This is a genomic window from Anaerococcus obesiensis, from assembly GCF_016599815.1.
Lineage (GTDB): Bacteria > Bacillota > Clostridia > Tissierellales > Peptoniphilaceae > Anaerococcus > Anaerococcus vaginalis.
Window position 1 is genome coordinate 90,472 of sequence record NZ_CP067016.1, and the last position, 16,841, is coordinate 107,312.

7 protein-coding genes, 1 tRNA gene, 2 rRNA genes and 1 pseudogene are annotated in these 16,841 nt (G+C 33.4%); all 11 read right to left on the bottom strand.

What is annotated here, in order from left to right; genetic code table 11:
- Window positions 1-26: 26 nt before the first annotated feature.
- A 23S ribosomal RNA gene (locus I6H46_RS00495) occupies window positions 27-3,092 on the bottom strand.
- Between the two features lie 242 nt (window positions 3,093-3,334).
- A tRNA-Ala gene (locus tag I6H46_RS00500) sits at window positions 3,335-3,410 on the bottom strand.
- A gap of 101 nt (window positions 3,411-3,511) precedes the next feature.
- Window positions 3,512-5,037, bottom strand: a 16S ribosomal RNA gene (locus I6H46_RS00505).
- Together the 16S and 23S rRNA genes with 1 tRNA gene alongside form the textbook arrangement of a ribosomal RNA operon.
- 338 nt (window positions 5,038-5,375) lie before the next feature.
- Window positions 5,376-5,750 (bottom strand): RidA family protein, encoded by a 375-nt coding sequence (locus tag I6H46_RS00510; protein WP_019118303.1) that lies wholly within the window; start codon window positions 5,748-5,750, stop codon window positions 5,376-5,378.
- A 99-nt stretch (window positions 5,751-5,849) separates the two neighbouring features.
- Complete coding sequence (locus I6H46_RS00515; protein ID WP_019118304.1) at window positions 5,850-6,950, bottom strand: tetratricopeptide repeat protein; 1,101 nt, start codon at window positions 6,948-6,950, stop codon at window positions 5,850-5,852.
- Between the two features lies 1 nt (window position 6,951).
- Window positions 6,952-7,653 carry a hypothetical protein gene (locus I6H46_RS00520; RefSeq protein WP_004839175.1) on the bottom strand — a complete coding sequence of 234 codons (702 nt, stop codon included), beginning with the start codon at window positions 7,651-7,653 and terminating at the stop codon, window positions 6,952-6,954.
- Complete coding sequence (argS, locus tag I6H46_RS00525; protein ID WP_200225896.1) at window positions 7,653-9,353, bottom strand: arginine--tRNA ligase; 1,701 nt, start codon at window positions 9,351-9,353, stop codon at window positions 7,653-7,655. Before argS ends, I6H46_RS00520 begins: the two co-directional genes overlap by 1 nt.
- A gap of 13 nt (window positions 9,354-9,366) precedes the next feature.
- Window positions 9,367-11,708: pseudogene (locus tag I6H46_RS00530) on the bottom strand (endonuclease MutS2).
- A complete protein-coding gene (locus tag I6H46_RS00535; RefSeq protein WP_200225898.1) occupies window positions 11,708-13,924 on the bottom strand; it encodes a peptidase U32 family protein in 2,217 nt (738 codons plus the stop codon). Before I6H46_RS00535 ends, I6H46_RS00530 begins: the two are co-directional and overlap by 1 nt.
- A complete protein-coding gene (gene zapA / locus I6H46_RS00540; RefSeq protein WP_019118308.1) occupies window positions 13,924-14,448 on the bottom strand; it encodes a cell division protein ZapA in 525 nt (174 codons plus the stop codon). The genes I6H46_RS00535 and zapA overlap by 1 nt, the downstream gene beginning before the upstream one ends.
- Before the next feature lie 8 nt (window positions 14,449-14,456).
- The gene (pheT, locus tag I6H46_RS00545; protein WP_019118309.1) at window positions 14,457-16,835 is read right to left on the bottom strand and encodes a phenylalanine--tRNA ligase subunit beta; all 2,379 of its coding nucleotides are present in this window, start codon (window positions 16,833-16,835) and stop codon (window positions 14,457-14,459) included.
- Window positions 16,836-16,841 lie beyond the last annotated feature (6 nt).

Genomic DNA, 16,841 nt, shown 5'->3' on the forward strand with positions numbered 1-16,841 from the left:
CTTTTAATCAATAGCTATAAATATTTCCAGTCAAGATTTAAAGTTTAGTATCCATTAGCTTAATACATTACTGCACTTACACCTTGGACCTATCTAAGGTATTTTCTTTACCTACTCTGAGAAATCTTATCTTGAGGCATGCTTCGTACTTAGATGCTTTCAGTACTTATCATTCCCGCACTTAGCTACCGAGCCATGCTAGTGGCCTAACAACTCGTACACCATTGGTGCGTCCATCCCGGTCCTCTCGTACTAAGGACAGCTCCTCTCAAATTTCTTACGCCCACGCTGGATAGGGACCGAACTGTCTCACGACGTTCTGAACCCAGCTCGCGTGCCTCTTTAATGGGCGAACAGCCCAACCCTTGGGACCTACTCCAGCCCCAGGATGAGACGAGCCGACATCGAGGTGCCAAACCTCCCCGTCGATGTGGACTCTTGGGGGAGATAAGCCTGTTATCCCCGGGGTAGCTTTTATCCGTTGAGCGATGGCCCTTCCATGCGGTACCACCGGATCACTAAGTCCGTCTTTCGACTCTGCTTGAGTTGTAGCTCTCGCAGTTAAGCTCGCTTCTGCCTTTATACTCTGCGAATGGTTTCCGTCCATTCTGAGCGAACCTTTGAACGCCTCCGTTACTTTTTAGGAGGCGACCGCCCCAGTCAAACTGCCCAACTGACAATGTCCCATGCCCTGATTCAAGGGCTATGGTTAGAACTTTGATATTAAAAGGTTGGTATCCCACCAGTGACTCCTCCTAGATTGGCATCCAGATATCTCAGTCTCCCAACTATCCTGTACATTTAATCTCAAAATCCAATATCAGCCTACAGTAAAGCTCCACGGGGTCTTTCCGTCCTAGCGTGGGTAAGTCGCATCTTCACGACTACTACAATTTCACCGGATCCTTTGTTGAGACAGTGCCCAAATCGTTACACCTTTCGTGCGGGTCGGAACTTACCCGACAAGGAATTTCGCTACCTTAGGACCGTTATAGTTACGGCCGCCGTTTACTGGGGCTTAAGTTCTAGCCTTCGATTGCTCTAAGCCTTCCCCTTAACCTTCCAGCACCGGGCAGGTGTCAGCTCCTATACTTCATCTTGCGATTTTGCAGAAACTTGTGTTTTTGGTAAACAGTCGCTTGGGCCTGGTTTCTGTGGCCTGATTGCTCAGGCTCCCCTTCTCCCGAAGTTACGGGGACATTTTGCCGAGTTCCTTAACAAAGGTTCTTCCGCGCGTCTTGGTATTCTCTACCTCCCTACCTGTGTCGGTTTTGGTACGGGCGCTTTGGTCTGGATAGTGACTTTTCTTGGCAACCTGGAATCGGCAACTTCTCTACTTATGTTTTCGATACCTATCGGCTTTTAGAATTTTGAAAAGCGGATTTGCCTACTTTTCTTCCTACGGCTTTAGACCATCTTTTCCATCTGATGGCTTTGCTTATCCTTTTGCGTCATCACTTCTCTCTTAACGACTTCAAGCGGTACAGGAATATAAACCTGTTATCCATCGCCTACGCCTTTCGGCCTTGGCTTAGGTCCCGACTTTCCCTGAGGGGACGAGCCTTGCTCAGGAGTCCTTAGGGTTTCGACGGGGATGATTCTCACATCCCTTCTCGCTACTCATGCCAGCATTCTCTCTTGTATTAGATCCACTTTTGCTTTCGCCTTGGCTTCGTCTCTAATACAATGCTCCTCTACCACTAATAGAGGTATTAAGTTTAGCTATGAGTCCTAGTTTTTAACTCTTAACCAGTGATTGTTAGTTCATAATTTCTTATGTTACTCACTTTTGACTTTAGACTTGTGTTTTTTTGAATATTTTTCTTTAATATCCTATCTTTATGTCTGCGTCTGAAATTTGTTTTTCTTTTTAATCTCTTCTGTTTTTGTTAAATATTTCCTAGTCTCATTTGTAAACTTAATCCCTCTATTAATCCGAAGCTTCGGTATTGAATTTGAGCCCCGTTCATTTTCGGCGCAAACCCACTTGACCAGTGAGCTATTACGCATTCTTTAAATGCATGGCTGCTTCTAAGCCAACGTCCTGGTTGTCTTAGTAGATTCACATCCTTTTCCACTTAATTCAAATTTTGGGACCTTAGCTGTCGGTCTGGGCTGTTTCCCTTTCGACTTAGAAGCTTATCCCCTAAGTCTGACTCCCTGACTTGATTTTTTGGCATTCGGAGTTTGATAGGTTTTGGTACGGTAATCCGCCCTAGACCATTCAGTGCTCTACCTCCTAAAATCTTAGGTCAGAGGCTAGCCCTAAAGCTATTTCGAGGAGAACCAGCTATCTCCGGGTTCGTTTGGTTTTTCGCCCCTATCCACAGTTCATCCGATGCGTTTTAAACCGCACCCGGTTCGAGCCTCCATTGAATTTTACTTCAACTTCACTCTGACCATGGATAGATCACCCGGTTTCGGGTCTATTCTAACTTACTTCCGCCCTATTAAGACTCGCTTTCGCTGCGGCTTCTGATCTTAAATCATTAACCTTGCAATTTAGAATAACTCGCTGGCCCATTCTACAAAAGGTACGACATCACGTTCGTTCACGCTCTGTCTGCTTGTAGGCACTAGGTTTCAGGTTCTATTTCACTCCCCTTTCGGGGTTCTTTTCACCTTTCCCTCACGGTACTTGTTCACTATCGGTCACATGTTAGTATTTAGCCTTAGGGGATGGGCCCCCTATCTTCACACCGGGTTACTCGTGCCCGGTGATACTTTCCCTCTCGTTTATTAATGTTTTCGTCTACAAGACTTTCACTTTCTTTGGTTTATCTTTTCAGATAATTTGACTAACTTTAACAAATCGCTATTGAGTTAGGCTCTTTTCCTTTCGCTCGCCGCTACTTAGAAAATCGATGTTTCTTTCTTTTCCTCCTGCTACTTAGATGTTTCAGTTCGCAGGGTTTCGCCTTACTAAGCTATGTATTCACTTAGTAATGATTGTGTCTTCCACAACCGGGTTGCCCCATTCGGAGACCTAGGGGTCAATGCTTTTTGTGAGCTTACCCTAGTTTTCGTTCACTTACGTCCTTTTTCGCCTTCATGTGCCAAGGCATCCACCTTGTGCCCTTGCTTTCTTGACTGGAAATATTTATAGCTATTTAATTTTATTAGGTTCTAATGGAATTGTCACAGCGAATTTATGAGCTGATGAAATTCCTTATGCAGGGATTTTTGATTTTTCAAAAATCATCGCATTTATGCCCTGTTCGAGTTTTTCTTTGGTTAGTTACTGTAACCTACCGTAATTTTTCTCGTTTTCTTCGAAAACTTTGAAAAATTATGAAAGATTTCTTTGAAATCTTCCACCCCTCGATTATGGGCTTGGTGGAGATGAAGAGATTCGAACTCTTGACCCCCTGCGTGCAAGGCAGGTGCTCTCCCAACTGAGCTACACCCCCATGTAACCTTTAAAAATTTACTACAAAGTTTTCTTTGTTCCAAACAATGTTTTTTTAAATTTTCTTTGGTAAAAGTCAGCGTACCGACTTTTTTCTCTTAGAAAGGAGGTGATCCAGCCGCACCTTCCGATACGGCTACCTTGTTACGACTTCACCCCAGTTACTGACCCTACCTTCGACTGCTGCGTCCAATTGGTTCGCTCACAGGCTTCGGGTATTGCCAACTCCCATGGTGTGACGGGCGGTGTGTACAAGACCCGGGAACGCATTCACCGCGACATTCTGATTCGCGATTACTAGCAACTCCAACTTCATGTACTCGAGTTGCAGAGTACAATCCGAACTGGGACAGACTTTGTGAGTTTCGCTTCAGATCGCTCTTTCGCTGCCCTCTGTATCTGCCATTGTAGCACGTGTGTAGCCCAAGTCATAAAGGGCATGATGATTTGACGTCGTCCCCACCTTCCTCCGGTTTATCACCGGCAGTATCGCTAGAGTCCCCAACTTAATGATGGTAACTAACGATAGGGGTTGCGCTCGTTATGGGACTTAACCCAACATCTCACGACACGAGCTGACGACAACCATGCACCACCTGTAATACAGTAGACCGAAGTCATAGAAAATTATCTCTAATTCCCTCCGTATTATGTCAAGACTTGGTAAGGTTCTTCGCGTTGCGTCGAATTAAACCACATGCTCCGCTGCTTGTGCGGGTCCCCGTCAATTCCTTTGAGTTTCACACTTGCGTGCGTACTCCCCAGGCGGAGTGTTTAATGCGTTAGCTGCGGCTCCCAGATTATTCCAAGAACCTAACACTCATCGTTTACAGCGTGGACTACCAGGGTATCTAATCCTGTTTGCTACCCACGCTTTCGTACCTCAGCGTCAGATGATGACCAGAAAGTCGCCTTCGCCACCGGTATTCTTCCTAATATCTGCGCATTTCACCGCTACACTAGGAATTCCACTTTCCCTTTCATCTCTCAAGCCTAACAGTTTTAAAAGCTTTATATAGTTGAGCTATATTATTTCACTTCTAACTTACTAGGCCGCCTACGTACCCTTTACGCCCAATGATTCCGGACAACGCTCGGTCCATACGTATTACCGCGGCTGCTGGCACGTATTTAGCCGGACCTTATTCTTATGGTACTGTCATTTTCATCCCATAAAAAAGATTTTTACAACCCGAAGGCCTTCTAAATCACGCGGCGTCGCTGCATCAGGGTTTCCCCCATTGTGCAAAATTCCCCACTGCTGCCTCCCGTAGGAGTTTGGGCCGTGTCTCAGTCCCAATGTGGCCGTACACTCTCTCAAGCCGGCTACTGATCGTCGCCTTGGTGGGCTTTTATCTCACCAACTAGCTAATCAGACGCAAGTCCATCTTACACCGATAAATCTTTGGTCATTTTATCATGCGATATTTTGACTTTATAGGGTATTATTCTTCGTTTCCAAAGGCTATCCCCTTGTGTAAGGCAGGTTACTCACGTGTTACTCACCCGTTCGCCACTAATCCACTTAATTTCATTCCGAAGAAATCAGCTAAGTTTCATCGTTCGACTTGCATGTGTTATGCACGCCGCCAGCGTTTATCCTGAGCCAGGATCAAACTCTCAATTATTGTTTGATCTTGACTTCTGTCATTTTTCGTTTGTCTCAAAGTATTAACTTTGTAGTTTTATTTTGTTTTAAAGGTTCATTCGCCAGTTTTAACTGACTATTTTAGTCTACCATCTTTATTTTCGCTTGTCAAGTTTTTTCTTTCTTTTTTTGTGCTTTTTTACTTTTCTCGACTGCTTTTTTTGATGTCGACTTTTTTATTATATCGCGTTTATTTTTCTTGTCAAGACTTTTTTTCTTGCTTTTTTAAACGTGATAAAAAAAATATAGCTGTTGGTTAACAGCTATATTAGTATATTATTATTTTTTTCTATTGTCAAATATTTTTTTCTTAATTTATTAGATTTCTGCTATTGCTTCAATTTCTAATAATCCATTTTTTGGAAGTTTTCCAACTTCTACGCAGCTTCTTGCTGGTTTATGATCTCCAAAAAATTCTGCATAAGCTTCGTTTACTGCTGCAAAGTCGTTTACGTCATCTAAGAAAATATTTACTTTTACAATTTTTTCTACTGATGAGCCACCTGCTTCTACGATAGCTTTTACATTTTCTAATGATTGTCTTGTTGCTTTTTTAACGTCATCTGAAATTAATTCACCTGTTTCTGGTACTAATGGTAGTTGTCCTGATGAATATACAAATCCGTTTGATGCTATTCCTTGTGAATATGCTCCTACTGCTCCTGGAGCATTTTTTGTTTCAATTATTTTCATAATTTCCTCCTATAAAAGTAAACGTTATTACATTATAAACATACTTTTTTTCTATTTTTATTCAACTGCAATAAAAAAATCTCAAAATTTAATTTGAGATTAATTTATTTTATATTGTTCTTTAATTATTTGTAAGTTTGTTGATAATTCGTCGCTAAGGTCGTCATAGCTTTCTAAATTTTCTATATCTTCTTTGGCTTTGTTGATATTATTTAGTGATAAATTTATTTGCAACCTATTGTAGATCATTCTTGGATCTTCTGGGTATTTTTTTAATCCTTGATTTATTATTTCTATTGCATCTATTGGTTTTTCTGTTGCGTATAAGCTTATTGAGTAATCGTTATAAAGCTCTCTAAATTCTCCGCCTTTTTCTAGGGAATTTTCAAAGGCTAGGATGGAATTTTCGTATTGTCCTATATTTTGATAGGCCACTCCTAAATAATAATAAGCGTCTGCTCTTTTTGTTTTTGATAAAAGCCTTGTTAGAATTTGTATTGCTTTGTCGAAGTTTCCTTTTCCTATATAATATAGTCCTTCTTCAATTTCGGCATTGTCAAAAATCATTTTGATTTTATCTCTTATTTCGTTTTGGGCTTCTATGTCTTTTGTTCTTTGTAGAGCATTTTCATAATAGGATCTTGCTTTTATATATTCTCCAAGATTTGCATATATATTTCCTAATTCATAATATGAAAGTGGAAAATCTTCGTCTTGGCTTATTATATCTTGCAAAATTCTAAGGGATTCTTTGATAAATTCGTCCTTGTATTCTGTATCTTCGTAGGCTTTTGGCCACAAAATTCTTGCATAATTATAGGCATTATATTTATCAAATGGATTTATTATATAAGCTCCTCTCAATAAAAGCAAGGATTTTTCTGTTTTGTTTTCCAAATTTTTTAGGGCCTTTTGTGTGGCGTAGGCTCCTATATTTTTTATATAATTTTCTATTATTTTTATATAGGTATCTTTGTATTTAAAATCCTTATCTATGGCAAGGTTCATTATTAAGCCGTCTAAAATTATATCTAGATTTATTTTATTTTCAAATTCTCCATTTATTACATTTTCTGATAAGTCTTCTGTGTAAAGAGCTAGTGGAGTTTTGTTTAATAAATCGTATGATGATTCTTTTTTTAGGTCAATATAGCCAAGCTTATCTGTAAAATTCAAAAAATATTGGTCAATTTTTGCCATCTTATCCTCTCATAAATTTTCTTTGTCTGTAGGAATGATTTGATAATGTTTTGAATAAATGTCCTTTAAATAATAAAGATATTGTATCCCAAAGGGCAAGCAATATTACATATATAAATTCATTTGCAAATGCTGATGTGTTTACTACAATCTTATTTATCAAAAATGAATCTATCAAAATAAATATTAGGGCATAAATTCCCCAAACAAAAAAATTGTTTTTTACAAAATTAAATGAGTCTATAAGTATACTAAATCCATAAACGCTATCTATATAGACAAGCTCTATTACAGCTGATGTAAATAATTTAAATAAAATTTTAAGCAAATTAGAAATTGCAGGATCAAGTCCACTCAATAAATTATCAAATATAAGCTCAATTATATAAATTGAAAACATTGCTGCCATTATTAAATAGAAAAAATTCGATATGGAATTTTCTATGGATTTTTTGCCTGTATTATTGTAAAGAACAATTGATCTTAAGGCTTGAGCAACAAAACACAAAATTAATATTTCTATAAAATAATTTATTAATGATGATAGGTATGAAGAGTTTAAAATTGATAAACCCTTCATGCCTTCAAATATCGACCTAACTACCAAAGATATGAAAAGAATATAGGATTTTTTTATTTTTTTTACACTTTCTGAAAATGCGTATTTAGAACATTCTAAAAAATCTATAATTCTTTCACTCATTACATTTGTTCCACTGTTTTGATTCCCAATATTCCTAAACCATTTTTAATTACAATTGATGTAGCTTTAGTTAGGGCAAGTCTTTCTTCTTTTAATTTTTCATCATCTACCAAGATTTGTGTAGAATTGTAGAATTTATTGAATTTTTGAGCAACTTCCATTACTTTTCTTGCAACTACTGATGGTTCAAGTCTATTTTTAGCAAGTATTATTGCGTCTTGGAAACTTTCTAATGCTTTAATCAAACTATATTCTTCATCTGTATTTAATTTTTCAAAATTCATTTGTTCAAATTCTTCTTTTCCAGCTTTTCTTAATACAGATTTTGCTCTTGCATAAGTGTAGTGTACGTATGGGCCTGTTTCTCCTTCGAAGTTTAATAATTCATCCCAATCAAATACATAGTCTTTGATTCTTGAATTGTATAATTCTTGGAATTTAACTGCACCAATACCTACAATTTTTGCTGCCTCATCTAGATTTTCAATTTGGTTATCTCTATCTTTCATTATTGAATATGTTTTTTCGATTGTTTTATTTAAAACATCTTCTAAGAAAACAACGTGACCTTTTCTTGTTGAAAGAACTTGGTCTTTTAGTGAAACCATACCAAATTGTACGTGTAAAACTTCTTCGCTTACATCTTCGTGTCCCATTAAGTATAAAATTTTCTTTAATTGTTGGAAATGTAATTTTTGTTGGCTTCCTACAATATATATATTTTTATCTAGTCCGTAAGTTCTATGTCTATAAAGTGCTGTAGCAACGTCTCTTGTAATATATGCTGATGAACCATTTGATTTAATTAACATTGATGGTGGCAAATTAAATTCGCTCAAATCTACAATATAAGCTCCATCAGATTCTACTAAAAGATTTTTTTCTTTTAATTCTTCAAGGGCTGCTGGCATCCATTGTGAATGGTAACTTTCTCCGTGATAGTTATCATATTTTATATCAAGCATTCCGTAAACTCTATCAAATTCTCTCAAAGATAAGTCTTTAAACCATTGCCATAATCTCATAGCTTCTTCTTCGCCATCTTCAAGATTTTTAAATTCTTGTCTAGCTTTTTCTTGATATTCTTCGTTATCTTCTTCTTCTTTTGTATATCTTACATATAAATTTAAAAGTTCATTGATAGGGTCTTTGTCGATTGCTTCTTTATCTCCCCAAAGTTTGTAAGCTGCAATCATTACACCAAATTGTGTACCATAATCTCCAATATAGTTTGAAGCTGTTACATTATATCCAAGATATTCATAAATATTTCTAATAACATCTCCAATTACTGTTGATCTAATGTGACCAATATGGAAAGGCTTAGCAATATTTACAGATGAGAACTCAACAAGCTCGTTGATTCCCTTACCCATATCACTTTTACCATAGTCATCTTCTTTTTCTATAACTTCATTAATTACATCGTTTGTTACTTTTTGTCTATCTAGATAAAAGTTTACATAAGCATTTTCATTTACAATTTTTTCAACGCCATCAATTTCTAAACTACTTGCAACTTCTTCTGCTATAAGTTTAGGATTTTTTCTCATAGTTTTTGCCAATGTAAAACAAGGGAAAGCAAAATCTCCCATATTTTCTTGAGGTGGAATTTCAATTAAATCATAAATTTTCTCATAATCCAAGCCTAGGTCTTTTTCTTCTAGATTTTTAGCTATTAATTCTTTAAAATCTTTCATATTTCCTCCAATATTATTTGAATTTTACAATTGTAACTCCATATCCACCTTCTTTTTCATTTCCAGGTCTATAGGAGTCGATCATTTTATTATTTTTTAAATAATCGTTTATGCCATTTCTCAAAGCACCAGTCCCCTTGCCATGGATGATTTTTGCTTGGTCAAGGCCTGAGAGCATAGCATCATCTAGGTATTTATCAAAATTTCTCAAAGCTTCATCATATCTTTGCCCCCTCAAATCAAGAGTTGGTGAAATGTGCATGGCTTTTTTCGCTTTATAAATTCTGTTAGTATTTTCTTTAGTCTTATTTTCTGACTTAACTTTTGTAACATTTTTAATATTAGAATCCATTTTCAAAATACCCATTTGTACTTTTATATTACCCTTTTCGTCGGGATTTTCAATTACTTGAGCCTTTTCATTTAAGCCTGCAATTATAACTGTATCTCCAACCTTTAAATTTTGTGGAGCGTTTTTGCTTATTTTTCTTTAAATACTTCTTCTTGCCTGTCAATCTTTGAAGATTTATATTTATTTCTAATATCATTTAAGGACCTATCTATATCAGAAATATTGGCATTTTTTGATTTTTTGGCGATTTTTAGCATTTCTTGACTTGCCATATTTGCATCTTCCAAAATTTTATTTGCCTTATCTTCTGCCTTTTCAATTATTTCTTTTTCTTCTTTTTTTATTTTTTCTGAAAGAGCCAAAAGATCATTTCTCGCTATTTTAATTTTTTTCTTATAGTCTTCTATCTCTTGATTTTTTATTTCCATTTCTTTTTTATTTTGGTCAAGCTCTTCAAGGATAGTGTTGAAATTTTTATTATCTTCAGAAAGAATTGATTGTGCGTTTGCTAATATTTCTTTATTTAAACCTAGTCTTTTCGAAATTTCAAAAGCATTTGATTTTCCAGGTGTTCCTATAATTAATTTGAAAGTTGGCGATAGAGTTTCAAGGTCAAATTCAACACTTGCATTCATTACCCCTTTTTTTTCTAAGGCATAGTATTTTAATTCTGAATAATGGGTTGTTGCAAAGGTCATTACATTTTTATTTTTCAAAAATTCCAAAATAGAAATTGCAAGGGCAGCGCCTTCTGTTGGATCTGTTCCACTTCCGACCTCATCTAGTAAAACCAATGAATTTTCGCTGACATTTTCTGTTATTTTTACAATATTTGTTAAAGACGCTGAAAAAGTTGAAAGACTCATCTCTATTGATTGGGTATCACCAATATCTAAAAATATATCATCAAAAACATTTACCAAACTATCATCACAAGGAATATAAAATCCTGCTTGAGCCATTAAAGAAACAAGACCAACAGTTTTAAGAGATACAGTTTTTCCTCCTGTATTTGGTCCTGTAATTATTAATGTCTTGTATCCATCTCCAATTTTTACATCTATCGGAACAACATTTCCTTTTAAAAGTGGATGACGGGCATTTTTTAAATTAATTATTTTTTTGTCGGTAAGTTTTGGCATGGTGTATTCGTGTGCCAAAAAATATTTTACCTTTGCTTGTAAGAAATCTATTCTTTGAATTAATTTTTGGTTTTCTAAAATTTCTTGGTCAAAGCCTTCTACAAATCTTGAAAGCCTATCTAAGATTCTTCTAATCTCATCACTTTCTTCAATTTGCAAATTTGAAAGGTCATTGTTTAATTCTACAATGGCATTTGGTTCAATAAAAAGTGTATTTCCTGATTGGGATCTGTCGTGGATTATTCCATTTAAAACTGCTTTTTTATTTGTTTTTACTGGAAGAACATATCTTCCGTCCCTAATTGAAACAACCTTATCTTGGAGAGATTCGTCAAATTTTGGAGATGAAATATAAAAGGACAATTTATTTTTAATTTCAGCTTCTTTTTTGCCTATTTTTTTTCTAATAGACCTTAAATTTGCTGAGGCATTATCTGCTATTTCATCTTCTGAAATAATTGACCTTTCGATTTCATCTTTTATAAAATCATTTACTGAAATCCTATCAAACAAGTCTTTTATGTAAGGATTTTCAATATTTTCCCCATATTCTTTCAAATAATTGCTAACCCTAAGTAGGTCTAAAACTTTTAAAAGCTCAAAGGGTTCTAGTATTCCTTTTTTTCTTACATAGCCAATAATTTCTTTTAAATCGTAAAGGCCAAAAATATCTATATTTCCATTTTCTACAAGAACCTCTTCCATGGCCTTGGTTTTTTCAAGTTCATCTTTTATTTCTTTTATATTATTTTTAGGTTTTATTTTTGAAATTTCTTTTTTAACAAGTTCACTTCTTGCATAAGTTTGGAGTTTTTCAAGAATTTTTCCAAACTCCAAAACTTCTAAGGTTTTTTCCTGCATTAAATAACACCCCTGTCATATCCAAGATTGTTAATCTTATTTTTTCTTATATTTTTTAAATCTTCATCATCTCTTACAAGATACAATAAAGATACTGATTTTTCAATTTTTTTAAGGTCAATGTTGGCACTTTCATTGGAATAAATTCTAGAAAGTCCATCCCTTCTTTTTATATCAAAAAGATTTCCGTCTTCATCTTTTATTTTTGAATCTGAAAATTTACAAGATTCACAGCCAACAAGCCCACATTTTTTTATGGCAGAAAACGGACAATGGCGCATATTCATAAGCTCAATTGGACCGTATGCCAAAATTTCTGTAGGATAAATTCTTGAATTTTTGTTTATATTTTCAAAAGAATTTTCAACTGAAGATGAAATCATTGAAGAAAAATTACTGTAAAAATCAAAAGCATAGGAATTAAAAACATTTAAGTATCTACCGATCCTAATTTCAAAACCATTTTTTAAAAGTTCATCTTTTAGGACAAAGTCTTTATAATTATTAAAAACTACTCCCTTAAAATTTTTCTCTTTTAAAAAAGAAATAAAATCAAGGTCATATTTTTTATCAGCATCCATAATATAGAAAATATTTAGCCCACCAAACTTTTTGTCGTATTTTCTCAAATAAATATTGTCAAAATCTTTTAATAAAGAAATATCTATGTCATTTGACAAAAGTTCTATAGTTTTTTCTCTTTTATAATTTTTCTTATCTTTTAATTTTCTTTTTTCAATTTTAACTGGTTTATTTTTGTAAATTGAAAGTCTTTTTTCATTTAAAATTTCTATTGCTTTTCTTCTCATTGAATTTATATCTTTTTTTCTCAAAAATATATTTGGTGCTATATTTATTTCAACTTCATTAGCCTTATAAATTGTATTTCCAAGTTTTGTAAGATTTTCTGAAATATCTTTTTTCGTTAAAGAAATATTTTTTCCTTCTTCAACCAAATTTTCTCCTTCATAAGAAATTTTTGTATCTTTATATTTGAGGGTAATTTTTGGCTTTTGTCCAATCTTTACTTCAAATTTTATGTCTAAAGGCAAATTTTTGTAATAATTTAGACCTTGGTCTAGATTTTCTTTTAAAATTTTTGAAGAAAGAAGATAAATATTTGAATTCAATTTTGCATCTGGGAAATCTTTTAATTCTAATTCTTGATTTTTTTTCAAATCCTCTGTCAAGGTCAAAGGAAGTTTTCTATTTTTTTCAGTTGTAACTTGAAGAATTGATTCTTTTATCAAATTTGAATTTGATTTAAAAAATCTCTTACCATTTTTTTCATAAACTTCGCCAATTTTTCTGTGTTTATTTTCATTTTCAAGGGCAAGATAGGATGATTTTTGTCCAAATATAAAACCGTTTGTGTAGGACCTATTTGAAATATCTCTTAATTGGTCCTTATCATAAGAGTTTTTCTCTAATTTTTGCCTATAATTTTTTACAGTATTGTAGACATATTCATCAGTTTTCATTCGTCCTTCAATTTTTAATGAATCGACTCCAGCTTTTATTAAATCATCAGTAAAATCTATGGTTGATAAATCTTTCATTGAAAGATAGTAATCTTCTCCCAAAACTTTCCCATCATTTATAAGCTGATATTTTTTTCTACAAATTCCTGCACACCTACCCCTGTTTGCAGATCTTTTTCCAAGATATGATGACATCAAACATTCTCCAGAAAAAGAAACGCAAAGAGATCCATGAACAAAAACTTCTGTATCAATATCTATTTTGCAAATTTTTTCTATCTCATCAATTTCAGTTTCTCTTGCAACAACCACCCTATCAAAACCTAATTTTTTTGCAGTAATTGCTCCCTCATAATCTTTTATCGCCATCTGCGTCGAGGCATGAAATTCTAATTTGTGCTTTGCATTTTCATTTATATCTTTAACCAAAGAATATAGACCAATATCTTGGATCAAAATCGCATCAGCTCCGTATTCAAAAAGTTTTTCAATATAAAAAATCGCCTTATCAATTTCTTCATCTTTAATAAGAGTGTTTATAGTTATAAAAACTTTCTTATCAAATAAATGAACATAATCAATTACTTCTTCAATATTTTTAAGCGAGAAATTTTTGGCGTAGGCTCTTGCTCCAAAATCGTCAAGTGCCAAATAAAAACTGCAAGCCCCTGCAGAAAGTCCAGCATAAAGCATGGACATTTTCCCAACAGGAGCTAATATTTCAACATCTTTCATTATAAATCTCTTTTCAAATCTTCATTTTCTTTTTGTAAATCTAAATTTTCTTCTTGCAAAGACATAAGATTTTCTCTTAATTTTTGAAGATTTTCATCTTTGGATTTATTTATTTTATTTTTTTTGTCAATTTCATCATTTAACCTATTGATTGTAGAATTTAATTCATCGATTTTTTTCATAGATTCCATAAAATCTTTTTTGGATTTTTCAAAATCATCTTTTATAAGTTGATTTTCTTCTTCCAAATCTTCATAGGCTTCTTTTATTTTTGGATAATTTTCGATTGGCTCTTCGGCTTCTTTTCTTAAATTTTTATGCTTAATCAAAAGTTTATACATTTCATCAGCAATATTTAAAGATGCCAAAACCAATTGGTTTTCACGAGTTAGCTTGTCATTATCGATTTCTCTTATTTTTTTGTCGACATAAGCTGCTATTTGTTCAATTTGATTTTCATCTTGATCACTTATCAAAGTGTAGTCCATGCCAGCAATATTAACAACAATTTTATTATCTGCCACTTTAACTCCTAACTACGCAAGTTTATATTTCCCTTACTTAAATCTTCTAAAAATTCTTTTTCAATTTTTTCTACTTCTTCATCTTTTAATGTAGCATCATTTTTACCGTAGGAAACTTTGTAAGAAATTGATTTTTGTCCCTCATCAATTTGACTTCCAGTATAAATATCAAAAATTTCAATATTTCTTACCAAACCATTCGCTCTTGAAATAATTATATCTTCAATCATTTGACTTTCTACATTCCTATCACAAGTAAATGAATAATCACGTAAAATTGATGGGAATTTTGAAAGGGCCTTGTATTTTACTTGGTCGATTTTTTTATCTTTTATCATAGAAAGATCAATTTCAAGTGCCAAGGCTGGATTTTTGATTTTAAATTCTTCCATAACTTCATAGGAAATTTGTCCCATAATACCAATTTTTTCTCCATCAAGATAAATATTTGCACATCTTCCTGGGTGGAAAGTTCTTATATTTTCTTCAGTTTCAAATCTGAATCCATAAAAACCAGTTTTACCCATAGCTTTAATAAAGAAATCTTTCAAATCATAGAAAGAATAATCTCCATAAAGACCCATGGTCAAATATTGTTTTTCTTCTGGAAGGTCAACTCCATCTTTAATAAAAGCAGTTCCAATTTCATAAAATCTCAAATCATTTTGTTTTTTGGAAATATTTTTATAAAAAGTATCAAGCATATTTGAAAGAAGGGTTGTTCTCATTACAGAATAATCTTCTCCCAAAGGATTTATAATTTTTATATAATCTCTTAATTTTGAATTTTCATCAACCAACAATTTATCATAATCTCTTGGAGAAATAAATGAATAGGTTGTAATTTCTGAGAATTTTTGTCCAAATAAATTATTTTTCAATTCATCTTTCAATAATCTCATTGGAGTTTTTTCTCCTCTTTGCAAAGATGAATAAAGTGGTTTTGACTCAACTTTTCCCATTCCATAAAGTCTTGCAACTTCTTCGATTAAATCTGCCTCAATTGAAATATCCATTCTGAAATTTGGAATATTTGCTTCAATTGTGTCATCATCAATATCTTCAATATCAAATTCCAAAGATTTTAAATAAGAAACAGCCTCATCTTTTGAAAAATCTTTTCCAATTAAAGAATTTAATCTAGAGATTCTAAGTTTTACTTTATTTTCTGGACTTTCTTTTATTCCCTCATCAAAACGATCTTCTAAAACTTCTCCAATTCCAAGATCAGTTATAAGTTTCATCACTCTTTTTGATGCAAAGTCTGCATTTTCTACAGAAATTTCTTTTTCAAATCTTGATGACGCCTCACTTCTTAAATTTAAAAATTTAGAAGATTTTCTAATATTATCAGAATCGAAATTTGCTGATTCAAGAAGAATAGTTTTTGTATTTTCTGTAATTTCACTATCCATTGATCCCATAATTCCAGCAAGACCAATTGCTTCTTTTCCATCAGAAATTACCAAAACTTCTTCATTTAATTTTCTTTCTTCTCCGTCAAGGGTTTTAATTATTTCTCCCTCATTAGCATCTCTTACAATTATTTTTCTATCATGTAAAGTTTCAAGATCGTAAGCATGAAGAGGTTGACCTGTTTCAAGCATTACAAAATTTGTAATATCTACAACATTATTTACAGGTCTCATTCCAGCAAGCATCAAACAATTTTTAAGCCATTGAGGAGATTCGCCAACTTTTACATTTTTAATAATTCTTCCTGTAAATCTTTTACAATTTTTTGATTTGATTTCAATCCCATTAAAGTAATCTTCTTTTTTATCAGAAACTGTTGGGTATTCTAATGATGGATAAGTAATTTTTTTATCAAAAGATGCAGCAGATTCTCTTGCCATTCCAATAATTGAAAGACAATCAGGTCTATTTGGAGTGATTTCATATTCAATTACTGGAGTATTTGAAAATAAAACTTCAACAGCAGGAGTTCCTGGTTCAAATTTTCCAGATAAAACTATAACTCCATCCTTTGATTTTTTTTCAATAACAGAATCATCATAGCCAATTTCTTTGTATGATGTAAGCATGCCCTCGCTTACAATTCCAAAAAATTCATGGTCATCAATTTTTTGTCCGTTAATTTCTGTTCCTGATTTAATTACTATAAGATAGTCGCCTTCTTTTGTATTTTTTGCAGAAGTTACTATAGTAATTTCTTCTCCAACATCAATTTTAAGAACAAATAATTTGTCGGCATTTGGATGCTTTTCTTGTTTTAAAACTTTTCCTACAACAAGGCCATCAAGTTTATCAGAAATAGAATTTACACTTTCTACGTGTGATCCTGTTTCTGATAATCTGTCTGTAATTGTTTTTAAATCTTCGTCTAATTTTATATAATCATTTTGCCAAATTAAAGGTACTAACATAATCCC